Genomic DNA, 12,588 nt, shown 5'->3' with positions numbered 1-12,588 from the left:
AACTAGCTCGCCCAGTCCGCCACCATCCGCGCATCGACACTGACGCCACCGCACACCACGATCACTACGTCGTGTGCGGCAGCAATCGCCGGATGATCGAGGTACCCAACAGCAAGCGATACCCCGCACGCCGGTTCCACGAGCTGCCGATGGTCATCGGCGAATCGCGTCACGCCCATGATTGCGTCGGCATCCGTCAGCACGACCGACTCGTGCGGAAACTGCTTGATGGCGTCGATCGGCCAGCTCGCCACCTGAAGTGCCGCAAGCGACTTCGCGATGCTGTCGATGCGATCCAGTTTCACCGGATGCCCGGCATCCAGCGCCGCGCGAAACGACGCCGCGCCCGTCGTCTCGCACGCGATCACGCGACAATCCGTACGGCCGTGGCGCAACAAACCGGTCAAGATACCTGCGAGCAGACCACCCCCGCCCACACTGGCCACGACGGCATCTACTTGCGGCAATACCGCGACAATCTCGTCGATCATCGTGCTATGGCCTTCCCACAACACGGGGTGATCGAACGCCGGCACGTACTCGACGTCATCCGACGCCGACAGTGCCAGCGCATGTTCGTTCGCTTCGTCCCAGACATCGCCATGCACGATCACCGTGGCGCCGAGCGCGGCAATCCGCTTGCGGGTGCTTTCAGGCGTTGTGGAGGGCACCACGATATCCGCCTGCATGCCGAGCAGGCGCGCCACGAATGCCGTTGCGAAGCCGGCGTTGCCGCCCGACGGGCAAACTACGCGGCGCTTGCCGGCCGCTTTCGCCCGCGAACAGAGCAAGCCCATGCCGCGCATCTTGAACGAGCCGCTGGGCTGCAGGTTTTCGAGCTTGAGCCAGATGCGGCGCGTGGACGTAGACAGTCCGGGATGCAGGATCAACGGGGTTTCGATGTGAAGCAAGATCGGTCCTTTTCAAACGGAAATTCCGGGACCAGGCGGTTGCCATGACGGCTGCGACTGGATTCGATTCCATAGTTTATTGCAGGATGGGGATTTTATCGTTGTGCGTCGTGGCGTGTGTCGGGTTTGACTCTCTGGATAGGCCCGCGCGACCGTACGACTTCGCCGACTGCCGCAACGTCAGGTCCGACTTCGCCATGATTTGGTCTGATTTTCCACCCCCCTGCGAAACGGCTGATTGCGTGGCTGGCAGGTTGCGAGTCGCGCTAGTATTCGTCCAGCGATGCCTTCATCAACGTACAAAACCGGTTCGTATTTCGTTGTGCCTGTCGCTCAACTCGTATCACTAGAGATGCTTGAGGAATCAAACAAGATGGACAAAGCAATACCGCTCGTCATGATCCACGGCCTGATGGGATCTATCGATTATTTTTCACCCGGCACAAGGATGCCTGGAGTAAGCGTTCATACACCCGAGCTGATCGGATACGGCTCATTGGCGAACGCCGACGCTCACTCGACTACGCTTGAAAATCAGGCGGCATCGGTTATTCGATACCTGGAAGAGCAAGTTGGAGAACCAAGCTGGTTGCTGGGCCACAGTGTCGGCGGAGCCATAGCAATGCTGGTCGCAGCAAGGGCGCCGAGCCTGGTGCGCGGGCTCATCAGCGTCGAAGGCAACTTCACGCTCAACGACGCCTTCTGGTGCCGGAAAATCGCAGCACTCAGCGACGAAGCTTGGCGTGCCGAACATCTGCTCATGCTCGACGATCCCGCCGCCTGGCTTCAAAACAGCGGTGTTACGCTCAGTCCTCAGCGAATCGCCTGGGCAAACGATATCCTGCTTTACCAGCCTCGCTCGACCATCGCGGCCATGGCTCGCGCGGTGGTGAAAGAAACGGGCTCGCCGGATTTCCTTCAGCACGCGCGCGCGATCGTTGCTAATGGAACGCTGATCCACTTGCTTGCAGGAGAAAGATCGGCACCAGGATGGGATGTACCTGACTGGGTCAAGAACGTGTCGCTAAGCTACGTGGTTCAGCCCGACACCGGCCACATGATGATGCTTGAGCAACCAGCGGCATTCAGCGACATTGTTCGCACCATGATCGAAAGCTAAGGTGATCACGACCCGGATGAAACAATGAAAGAACTGGCTCCGGCCGAGGGCTTGACGAAGCTTCACTCCTATTTGCACCGCTGGGCGCTGAAGGCCGACGGGCTGCCGTTTCACACCCATGCGTGCTGGCTACAACCTGTGCGCTATCACGGTGAATTGGCCATGCTGAAGATTGCGACGGAAGACGAGGAGCGGCGAGGCGCATTCCTGATGCGATGGTGGGATGGCGTCGGAGCAGTGCGGGCGCTGGCTCATGAGGGCGATGCGCTACTTCTCGAGAGGGCGTCGGGCGATCGATCATTGATCGACATGGCCCGTACCGGTCAGGACGACGAGGCGAGCCGCATCATGTGTCAGGTTGCGGCCAGCCTTCACACTCCTCGTACAGGGGCGAAGCCAGAATTGATCCCCCTGTCCCGACGGTTTGAATCGTTGCGACAGGTGGCTAAAACGCATGCGGGTGTGTTTGAGCAAGCGGCTTTCATTGCGGAGGGGTTGCTTGCTGCGCAAAGCGAGATCGTCGTGCTGCACGGTGACATCCATCACGGAAACGTTTTGGATGCCGGGGCACGAGGCTGGCTGGCCATCGATCCTAAAGGACTCGAAGGCGAGCGAGCCTTCGATTTCGCCAATATTTTCTGCAATCCCGACGCGAGCATTGCCACGTCACCCGGCCGCCTAGCGAGGCAAGTCGCGGTGATTGCCGAAGCAGGTGAACTCGATCCCGTTCGCCTTGTCGCATGGATTGCATCTTTTGCGGCGTTATCGGCAGCATGGCATCTTGAAGACGGGGGAAAACCGGACCTTGCGTTGGCCGTTGCCGACATTGCGATAAACGAATTGCAGCATCGGGCAAGACCCTGACGCACTGTCTGGCGGTAGACACGTGTTGGCGCTTTCTGGTGCACGGATTCAGGTAGAACTACCCTCTGATCAGTCATCCCGAATCAAACCACGGGCTCCGAGTACGACCACTCACGGCCCGCACCCTCGTTCCCTCTCCATCGCTGAGGCGTCATCCCTTCCCACTGGTTGAACGCCCGGGAAAACGAGTTGACCTCTTCAAAGCCTAAAAACCAAGCAATCTCGCCGGCCGCGAGATCCGTACTGCCCAGCAAGCGGCGTGCTATCCGGCTGCGCACGCGGTCGAGCTGCTGCTGATAACTTGTTCCATCGAGTGCAAGCCTGCGTTGCAGCGTGCGTTTACTGATCGCGAGCTCACGCGCCAGCGCTTCAACGCTCGGTCGCTGGCCGCGCATGCTCCGCGCGAGAACGGCATCGACGTGATCGGCGAACGTTTGCTCGCGGGCAAGCGCGGCCAGTCCGGCATCGAGTTGCGGCAGCACAGCGGCAAGCAAATCAACGTTGTGCGTCACGAAAGGCACCGCGAGAGTGGCAGCATCGAATACGAGCACATCGTTTGGGGCATCGAACACGATCTCGCAGCCATAGTGGCGCGCGAACATCACCCGGTTGGCCGCCCGCCGCGTCAACTCCACGCGACGCGGCTTGATCGCCATACCCAATCCGCGCCGCGCCATGGCGAGCGCGGACGCAAACATGGCGTCCGCCAGCAGGTCAGGGACAAAACCGTCGGCCAGCAACCAGCGAAACGTCACAGCCGCCTCGTCACGCTGCACGGTGACCACCACCTCCTCCGGACAACTCAGCCGCTTGTAACGCCCGAGCTTCGCCAGCGACTCGCCGAAATTGGCGGAATGCAGCGCCGCGAGCGACATTGCGTCGAGCTGCCCGTGCGAGGTTTCAGCACCAATCCGCAAACCGATGGCCGAGTCCCCGCTCACCTGCGCGATAGCCTCCCACAGCGCGAAGTATTTCTGCGTCGTCAGCCGCAACCGGCCCGGCTCGGCGTTCGCCGTCGCCGGCACGGGCAGGCCCGCCGCGCGGAACGTGCGCGGCACATCCACGCCCAGCGTCTCAAGCCGTGCGAGCAGTGCGTGGCTGACCGGAACGCCATCGGTTTTCATACGCTTTTCATTCGCTGACCGGCTGCTTCACGATCTCGAGTTTGTCGATCAGCCCGCGCCATTCGGTGGCATCGTTGGCGTCGGTCGACAGGCTCACGTGACGCCATTTGGCATCCATCGCGCCGCGCGCTTCGTGCACTTGTCCCGCGATATGCACCGCGTCGCTGCCGAGCAGCAAACGCAGCGGCGGTTCGTCCAGTCCCGCTATGCCGAGGATCGCTTGCGCGGCTTTCCCGGGATCGCCGACTGGCCGATGCGACGCGCGGTATTCGAGCAAGGGCGCAATACTCGCGGCGTAGTCGGGGCCCGGCGTGTGGATGCTCATCGACGAACCGGCCCAATCCGTGCGAAAGCCTCCGGGCTCCACGATCGTCACCTTGATCCCGAGCGACGCTACTTCCTTCGACAACACCTCGGAAAACCCCTCTACGGCCCATTTTGCCGATTGATACGCGGCAAGGCCGGGCGAACCGACGCGCCCGCCAATCGATGAAATCTGGATGATATGGCCGCTGCGCTGCGCGCGCAGGACGGGCAACGCGGCGCGCGTGACGTTGACGACGCCGTAGAAGTTGGTTTCGATCTGCGCGCGGAAATCGGCGTCGTCGCCTTCCTCGATTGAAGCGATGTTGCCGTAACCCGCATTGTTGACGACGACGTCCAGACGACCGAACGCCTCCACGGCCTGCTGCACGGCAACCCGCGCGCAAGCCGGGTCGGTCACATCGAGTGCGACAGCGCGCACGCGATCGCCGTATTGCTCCACGAGCGCCGCGAGATCCTCGGGACGGCGCGCAGTCGCAACCAATCGATGACCTGCGGCCAGGACGGCCTTGGCCAATTCCTGACCGATGCCGCGGGAGCTGCCCGTAATAAACCAGACTGATGACATGAGTGTTTCCTTTAACGGTGAACAGTGAGTGCTGCCTTCACCGGATTCTAGGAGCGCGCTCTTGGCGACACTAATCCGATCGCGCCAACGTGCAATCGGATCGCGCCAACGCCTTGAGTCTGACCCGAACAATTATCCGTGGCGGACTTCGCTGTCGAGATGAGCCATTTGCGCGGCCGCGTAACGGTCCCCGGCTGCAGCGCCCTTTGGCACGGCGTATTCGATTGCACTGAGATCATCTGGCGTCAACACGACATCGAGTGCGCCGAGCGCTTCCGTCAACCGGTCCCGCCGCCGCGCGCCAACCAGCGGCACAATATCCGCACCCTGCGCCGCGACCCATGCAATCGCTATCTGCGCCACCGATACTCCTTTTGCTTCGGCAATCCGCCGCAACGCTTCGACCAGCTGAAGGTTCCGTTCAGCGTTTTCGCCCTGGAAACGTGGGCTGTGCGCGCGGAAATCGTTGCCGGCCAGATCTTGCTTCGCCTGCCAATGGCCGCTGATCAGACCTCGTGACAACACGCCGTAAGCGGTCACACCAATGCCGAGTTCGCGGCACGTCGCGAGAATATCGCCTTCGATACCCCGTGAAATCAACGAATACTCGATTTGCAGGTCGGCGATGGGATGTACCGCCGCCGCGCGCCGGATAGTCTCGGCACCGACCTCGGACAGCCCGACGTGACGCACGTAACCTGCCTTCACCATCTCGGCAATCGCACCCACGGTCTCCTCAATCGGGACATTCGGATCGAGCCGCGCCGGACGATAGATATCGATGTAATCCACCCCGAGGCGTTGCATCGAATACGTCAGGAAGTTCTTCACAGCGGCCGGCCTCGCGTCATAACCCACCCAGCCGCCGGCCGGATCGCGCAGCGCACCGAATTTCACGCTGATGACGGCGGCGTCGCGTTTCGTACCCTTCAATGCTTCGCCGATCAACGCTTCGTTGTGGCCGCTGCCGTAGAAATCACCGGTATCAAGCAGGTTGATGCCCGCATCGAGCGCCGCGTGAATCGTGGCGATGCTTTCGCTGCGGTCGGCCGGTCCATACATGCCGGACATGCCCATGCAGCCAAGTCCTAAAGCCGATACGCGCGGTCCGGTCGTGCCGAGTTGCAGATGGTTCATATCAAGTCTCCCAGGGGGCGGGCGTCGCGTGATTGCGAGCGTTGAAGGGAGTATGGGAGGCGTTTTGTCGTGCGACAATCCGGCCTTCATAGCACGGGCTGTACGGAAAAACGCACAATGAACGATCCCGATCTCTCCGATCTCAACGCCTTCGTGGCCATCACCAAGGTGCGCAGTTTCAGGGCGGCGGCGCGTTTGCGCGGCGTCTCGGCGTCGGCGCTGAGCGAGGCGATTCGCCGGCTTGAAGCACGGCTCGGCGTGCGTCTGCTAAATCGCACCACTCGCAGCGTCACGGTCACGGAAGCCGGCCAGCGCTTGCTGGAACGGCTAGGGCCGGCACTGGGCGAGATCGCCGGCGCCCTCGATGCAATCAACAGTTTTCGCGACAGCCCGACCGGCACCTTGCGCCTGAACGTGCCGACTATCGTGGCCATGCACGTCTTGCCGCCCATCGTCGCGCGTTTTCTCGCCGCGCATCCGGGGATTACGCTGGAGGTGGTATCGAACGATACGTTTATCGACGTGCTGGCAGCAGGTTTCGATGCAGGCATCCGCTACGACGAACGGCTGGAGCGTGACATGATCGCCGTGCCCATTGGCCCGCGCACGCAGCATTTCGTGGCGGCGGGCGCGCCGGCGTATTTCGCCGCGCGCGGCCGGCCTGAACACCCTCGCGATTTGCTGGAACACGCGTGCATCGGGCATCGGTTTGCGAGCGGCGTGCTGGCGGCGTGGCGTTTCGAGCGCGATGGCGAACAAGTTCGATTCACGCCGAACGGGCCGCTGGTGGCGTCAGTGATGGAGCTTGAAGTGGGCGCCGCGACAGCGGGCCTGGGCATGATCTATACGTTCGAGGAGTTCTTGCGGCCTGCCATACAAAGCGGCGCGCTCTTGCCGGTACTGCACGAGTGGTGGGAGAGCTTTTCGGGGCCGTTCCTGTATTACCAGAGCCGCACACACATGCCCGCGCCGCTGCGCGCGTTCATCGACTTTATCAAGGAAGATTGAACGCGCGCGTGGCAATCAACGTTCCGAGAAAAACGCCCGGACCGCCGCCAGTGCGGTTTGCACGGCGGCACTGTCCACATCCAGATGCGTGACCCAGCGCTGTTTCGTCGCGCTATACGCCGACGTAATCCCAATCCCGCGCGCCGCCAGATGCGTCTTGAAGTCAGCGGCAATCGCGCTGTCCACTTCCACGAACACGATGTTCGTGTCCGGCATGGTGACCTTCAGTTGCCCGTAAGACGCCAAGCCCTTAGCCAGAGTGGCCGCGTTGACGTGGTCGTCGGCGAGGCGCGCCACGTTGTGCTCCAGCGCATAAAGCCCGGCCGCGGCGAGAATGCCGACTTGCCGCAAACCGCCGCCCACCATCTTGCGCGTGCGCCGCGCCTTCGCGATCAACGGCGCGCTACCGACCAGCACCGAGCCGACCGGCGCTCCCAATCCCTTCGATAAACACACGGACACCGTATCGAAGGAGCGCGTCAGTGTGGCAACGGGCGTATTGAGCGCCGTCGCAGCGTTGAAGATCCGGGCGCCGTCCAGATGCGTTGCAAGGCCGTGCCGACGAGCCAACGCCGTCGCCGCTTCCATGTACTCCTGCGACAAGACTTTCCCGCCGATCGTGTTCTCCAGCGCCAGCAGCCGGGTACGCGCGTAATGCGAATCGTCGGGCTTGATCGAGTCCTCGATCTCCGCCAGCAGCAACGAACCGTCCGCCTGATTGTTCAAAGGTTGCGGCTGGATGCTCCCCAGCACCGCCGCGCCGCCCGCTTCCCAACGGTAGCAATGCGCCTGCTGCCCGACGATGTACTCGTCGCCACGCTCGCAATGCGCCATCAGCGCGACTAGGTTCGATTGCGTACCGGATGTCAGGAAAACAGCTGCTTCCTTGCCAAAACGCTCGGCCATCACGGCTTCCAGTTGCGTGACGGTGGGATCGTCGCGGAAAACATCGTCACCGACCTCCGCCGATGCCATCGCGGCGCGCATGGCTGGGCTGGGTCGCGTGACGGTGTCGGAACGGAAGTCGTGCTGGATCGGGGTGCTCATTGCTGCTCCTGGTGGGTGGAGCGACTATTTTGCCATCGCGTGACCGAAGGTGCCGCGCGGCGAGTTGGCAGATCAAGTTTCTACGGGCGATATGTATAAATATCAATGATCTACAGAGTAGATGTGATCTTTTTTCGAGACTGGCGGTGACGAAACGACATGACAATATTCGTTAAAAATCAATTACATATCGGATATACCTGATCCAAAATGACGCAAAAAATAGTTTTTATCAATTTGATCAACTAGTTATGAAATATTTCTCTAGTTGAGAATTAACATGAAGTACGTTTTGAATTGCAATTCGCAGCCCGCTGCAGCGGTGCGCCTTGAACTCATGGGACTGCGGAAACCACAGGCTCAGGGCACGGTCGATACTTGATGTAGCACTTTGCGAATGTGGCGATTAGAAGTCATTTTTTGCTTATAAATCAAATATTTATATAGCCTTTCAGAACAACTTTCCAGATCATGACATTTTTCTTAAAATCTATATATATCATCTACTTATCGCTTACTTATGAACCAATTTATCACTTTAAGGCACAAGCGCTGAAGGCCAACAACTCACGTCTGGCCTAAAAAATTCCCTCCATGCCGCCCCCCAATTTACCCGTCACGCTGAGTCACGCCCCCCGACCGTGTAAAGTTTCAACAATCATCCTCGCCCATTCACCCTGCCAATGCCTGCAAGCCAATGAACGCGCCCGAACCGAAGCTGCAAGACGATCCTCATATTGGCCGCTACGAGCGCTCGACGGGACAGGCCGAAGAGTGGTGGCAAGTGTCGCTCTCCGATCGGCCGCAGATGTATCGGATTGAACACGGGTACGGCGATGGGCCGGCCAATATCGATACGGTCGTTGATCTGGAAAACCTCAAGTCGAAGTTGCAGAAGTGGCATCGAGAAGGGTTTTTCCGACCCAACGATCCCGCGCTTGCCCCGCTGCCCGCACAAGGACGAACCGGGTTTCTCAAAGACCTCCGGCATGCCGTGCGCCAAGCGCCGCAGGGCGCAAATCCGGATTCAAACGAACCAACAACGACGATCGGCCTGGTAGACATGCCTATTGGCCAGCCTGGTCCGCTCGTGCCACGCCTGAATCCTGCGTATCTCTTTCCGGAACGGTTCGGCGACATCCTCCAGGACATCGTCGAGAACCGGCGGGTGCTGCTGATCGGCCATACCGGCGCGGGAAAAACGAGCCTGATCGAGCAGGTCGCGGCTCGTACGCAACACGGCGTGCTGCGGGCGAACATGAACGGCCAGACGACCATCGGTGATTTCGTCGGTTTCTGGACCGTGAAAGGCGGCGAAACGCTCTGGGTGGACGGTGTGCTGCCAACAGCCTTGCGCGAAGGCTTGTGGCTTGTAGTCGATGAAATCGACTTCGCCGAGCCTTCGATTCTCGCCGTCCTCACCGCCGTCCTCGAACCCCACGGTCGTCTGCTGCTGAAAGAAAAAGGCAACGAGCTGGTGGCTCCGCATCCGTCCTTCCGGCTGTTCGCAACCGCAAACGCAGTCGGTGCAATGAGCGTTTACCGGCATCTGTACCAAGGCGCCAACCTGATGAATGAGGCGTTCCTCGATCGCTGGCGTGTGTATCTGATGAATTACCTGTCGCCCGAGGAAGAGGCCGAAGTGTTGATGCGCACGCTTGGGAGCCGCTTCACGCGGCCGATGGCGCAAACGCTCGCCGCCATTGCAGCCGATTGCCGCGCGGCGTTCGCCCGCGAAGATCTGGCGAGCGCGTTTTCGACCCGGCGCCTCCTCGATTGGGCCGACCTGATGCTGCGTTCCGGCGACCCGGAGCGCGCCGCCGGCCCGGCGATCTACGCGAAAGTAAGCGCCGAAGACGCCGCGCTGATCCGCAGCATCATCCGGCATCACATTGCGTTCGACGAATGAACGACGCGTTTATGCTCAATCACGCCGGCACTAGGCGATGTTCCTCGAGCGTCGTGGCGGCTTTCACGGCGGCGGACGTGCTGAGTGACGTGCTGAGTGACGTGGAAAATAGCGTCAAGCGCGGCACCGTCGCGTATCACCGGTGACCGACATGGCCCTCACCGACCTGACCCATTCAGACACGACGCAAACCATGCTCGCCAAAATGGCGCGCGTGCTGACCGGCCGATACGGCTTGACGGTATCGTTCGACGCCTGCGGGCCTCGCGTGGAACGCGACCGGATCGTGTTGCCGGAACTCACTCCCGGGGCTGCCAGCGCAGCCGGTCTGGACTCGCTCACCGGCCAGCTCGACTTGCTGGTGGCGCGCTCGAAATACTCCACCACCAGTGAAATCAGCACGCTCAATTCCGGTGTGACCCAGCGGATTGCGCAAGCAATTGAAGACCGGCGTGTCTGTGAGCGGCTGTTCAGTGACTATCCGGGTGCCCGCAAGTTCGTAGAGAAACTGCGTGAGCAAACGGCGCAAAATAAGCACGAACGCTGGCCTACCTTGGCCTGGCGCGACAAGCTGATCTGGTTTATTGAACGCGCGCTCTGGGACGAAGCGCCCGACGTGACCGAACAAACTCCGGCCCTCATCGCTACGCTCGGCGCCGTGAGCGAGCTGCTGCAGACCAGCAGTGCCAGCCGTTCGACTGCTGAAAGCGTAGCGGGCGCACAAGCGCTAGTGGCACGGATCAGGGCGCTGGCAGCCGGCGACGTGAACACCATGATGTTTTCCGCCGATGCCGACGAGGCGCTGGACGCGCAGCAGGTATTGGGCGATCCGGACGCACTGGACGCGGCGTCGCAGGAAATGTCCGACGCAGCGTCATCGGACGCCGCCAGCATGGCCCAAGCACCGTCCGACGCCCGCGCAGAGGCCTCGGAAGCAAGCTCGCCGGCCCCGCCGATGACCTTCGACATCGACATGATCGATGGCCGCCCTCGCCTGTCCATTGCGCTCACGACCGAATTCGACCTCATGACCGACCTCACCGGTCTGGGCGACGCCGCCGCGTGGCGCAACCTGCGCGCGCTCGCACGCGCGGAAACCGCACCGCTGACCGCGCGGCTTGAACGCGCGTTGAAAGCCGATGAACAGACGCACTGGAAACGCGAACAGGAACGCGGGGAGATCGACCGGCCCGCGTTGGCGAAGCTGGTTATATCGCCGGGATACCGGACGCCGTTTCGCGTCAAGCGCACGACCGAGGGCCGCGATGCCGCCGTCACGCTGCTGATCGACCGCAGCGGCTCCATGGCCGGCCGAAAAATCACGCTTGCCCGGCTGTGCGCCACCGCGCTTTGCGACGCGTTGATGCAGCTTTCGTTCAAGTGCGAGGTGCTCGGCTACAGCTCGGTCGAGTCCCCGGAAATGCGAGCGCTCTATGAACGCGGGCTAGCTGAAGGCGTGGATATGAACCGATTCAACCGGCGCGTCGAACGGCTCGATCTGCAGATTTACAAGCGCTTCGGCTCGAACAACCCGTCAGGCTTGAGCGCGATTGATTGCGGTCACGAGAATCCGGACGGCGAGGCGCTGGCCTGGGCCGCCGGGCGTCTGGCTGCGCAACGCGCCGGCCGGCGCATCCTGATGGTGCTGTCCGATGGCTACCCCGCCACGGGTGATGGTCATCCGGTGATATTGCGTACCGACCTGCGTGCTCGCATCGACGAAATCACAAGCGCCGGGATAGAACTGATTGGTATCGGACTTCTCGACGATGCCGTAGAAAAATTTTATGCGCATAACATCGTTGTACGCAAACTTGATGAACTCCCCACGATGGCATTCACTGTGCTGAGCCAACTCCTGCTCAAGCGCGGATACAGGCGTTAAGCGGATGGTAATCTGACAGAAAGCAGACGGTAAGAGAACAGTGCGCGGACGGTAAGCGGCGTTGTTATCTCCCCTCACGCCGCGTCACGATCATCCCGCCCCAAAAAATTAATTCAATAGCTTGCTAACGAATTGTCGTCGAAATACAATGCGCGCCATGCCAACAATCGATGTCCTCCGTCAATCCGTCAGCAGCGCGCTCGTCATTGCCTCGCGCCAGTGGCGGCGCACGAGCCACGATGTGATAGCCGGCTATAACGTCTCCGAAGCCTGCGCGACGCCGCTGCTGATCGCGGCGCGGCTCGACGCGCCCGTGCGGCAGGTGGCGCTGGCCGAGTTGACGGGAATCGAAGGACCGTCTCTGGTGCGCCTGCTCGATCAGTTGTGCGCGGCGAACCTGGTGCGCCGCGATGAAGATCCCGACGACCGGCGCGCGAAAATCATCTCGCTCACCGACGAAGGCCGGTCGGTGACCGCCAAGATAGAGAAAGAACTGGTCGGGCTGCGCGCCGGTGTGCTGAACGATGTGAGCCGGGAAGACCTGGAAGCGACCCTGCGGGTATTCGCTGCGTTTAAACTTGGCGCGTCCAGTCAAACGCAGCAAGCTTCGACACCCGCGTCACATCAAGGCCGTACCATCGGCCCTACCACCGGCCCGACCGGCACCGATACGGAAGAAGGCGTCTAGCGC

At 61.2% G+C, this 12,588-nt stretch carries 12 protein-coding genes; 7 read left to right on the top strand and 5 right to left on the bottom strand.

From position 1 onward, the window contains the following. Window positions 1–2: 2 nt before the first annotated feature. The gene (locus BSU04_RS03810) at window positions 3–911 is read right to left on the bottom strand and encodes a pyridoxal-phosphate dependent enzyme (RefSeq protein WP_089159337.1); all 909 of its coding nucleotides are present in this window, start codon (window positions 909–911) and stop codon (window positions 3–5) included. Between the two features lie 373 nt (window positions 912–1,284). Here BSU04_RS03810 and BSU04_RS03805 point away from each other — a divergent pair, with 373 nt between their 5' ends. Together BSU04_RS03805 and BSU04_RS03800 are read left to right on the top strand one after the other, a co-directional pair. Beyond that, window positions 1,285–2,031, top strand: a complete 747-nt coding sequence (locus BSU04_RS03805; protein ID WP_089159427.1) for an alpha/beta fold hydrolase — start codon at window positions 1,285–1,287, stop codon at window positions 2,029–2,031. Between the two features lie 24 nt (window positions 2,032–2,055). Continuing rightward, entirely contained in the window at window positions 2,056–2,895 is an 840-nt protein-coding gene (locus BSU04_RS03800; protein WP_089159336.1) for an aminoglycoside phosphotransferase family protein, read from the top strand. An 83-nt stretch (window positions 2,896–2,978) separates the two neighbouring features. On the opposite strand, the gene BSU04_RS03795 is transcribed toward BSU04_RS03800, so the two are convergent. The 3 genes from BSU04_RS03795 to BSU04_RS03785 all read right to left on the bottom strand — a co-directional run bounded on the left by BSU04_RS03795 (window position 2,979) and on the right by BSU04_RS03785 (window position 6,048). Continuing rightward, a complete protein-coding gene (locus BSU04_RS03795; protein ID WP_089159335.1) occupies window positions 2,979–4,019 on the bottom strand; it encodes an AraC family transcriptional regulator in 1,041 nt (346 codons plus the stop codon). 7 nt (window positions 4,020–4,026) lie between these two features. Further along, entirely contained in the window at window positions 4,027–4,911 is an 885-nt protein-coding gene (locus BSU04_RS03790; protein WP_089159334.1) for an oxidoreductase, read from the bottom strand. Window positions 4,912–5,043: 132 nt separating this feature from the next. Continuing rightward, window positions 5,044–6,048: an aldo/keto reductase gene (locus BSU04_RS03785; RefSeq protein WP_089159333.1), complete on the bottom strand. Its 1,005-nt coding sequence runs from the start codon at window positions 6,046–6,048 to the stop codon at window positions 5,044–5,046. A gap of 117 nt (window positions 6,049–6,165) precedes the next feature. Between BSU04_RS03785 and BSU04_RS03780 the strand changes: the two genes are divergently transcribed. Further along, a complete protein-coding gene (locus tag BSU04_RS03780) occupies window positions 6,166–7,056 on the top strand; it encodes a LysR substrate-binding domain-containing protein (protein ID WP_089159332.1) in 891 nt (296 codons plus the stop codon). A gap of 15 nt (window positions 7,057–7,071) precedes the next feature. On the opposite strand, the gene ltaE is transcribed toward BSU04_RS03780, so the two are convergent. Beyond that, on the bottom strand, window positions 7,072–8,103 hold the full coding sequence (gene ltaE / locus BSU04_RS03775; protein ID WP_089159331.1) for a low-specificity L-threonine aldolase: 1,032 nt from the start codon (window positions 8,101–8,103) through the stop codon (window positions 7,072–7,074). Between the two features lie 697 nt (window positions 8,104–8,800). On the opposite strand from ltaE, the gene BSU04_RS03770 reads away from it, so the two are divergent. The 4 genes from BSU04_RS03770 (at window position 8,801) to BSU04_RS03760 (ending at window position 12,585) form a co-directional block, all read left to right on the top strand. Then, entirely contained in the window at window positions 8,801–10,012 is a 1,212-nt protein-coding gene (locus BSU04_RS03770) for an AAA family ATPase (RefSeq protein ID WP_089159330.1), read from the top strand. After that, window positions 10,009–10,158, top strand: coding sequence for a hypothetical protein (locus tag BSU04_RS46225; RefSeq protein ID WP_179258191.1), 150 nt, complete (start codon window positions 10,009–10,011; stop codon window positions 10,156–10,158). The genes BSU04_RS03770 and BSU04_RS46225 overlap by 4 nt, the downstream gene beginning before the upstream one ends. Before the next feature lie 1,049 nt (window positions 10,159–11,207). Continuing rightward, window positions 11,208–11,897 (top strand): cobaltochelatase CobT-related protein, encoded by a 690-nt coding sequence (locus BSU04_RS48705; protein WP_373452792.1) that lies wholly within the window; start codon window positions 11,208–11,210, stop codon window positions 11,895–11,897. A 157-nt stretch (window positions 11,898–12,054) separates the two neighbouring features. Continuing rightward, window positions 12,055–12,585, top strand: coding sequence for a MarR family winged helix-turn-helix transcriptional regulator (locus BSU04_RS03760; protein ID WP_089159425.1), 531 nt, complete (start codon window positions 12,055–12,057; stop codon window positions 12,583–12,585). Window positions 12,586–12,588: the final 3 nt, after the last annotated feature.

The sequence above is a fragment of the Caballeronia sordidicola genome, assembly GCF_002220365.1.
GTDB lineage: Bacteria > Pseudomonadota > Gammaproteobacteria > Burkholderiales > Burkholderiaceae > Caballeronia > Caballeronia sordidicola_C.
Note: the sequence above shows the minus strand (reverse complement) of the source record. Positions and strands in the feature narration are given on the sequence as shown.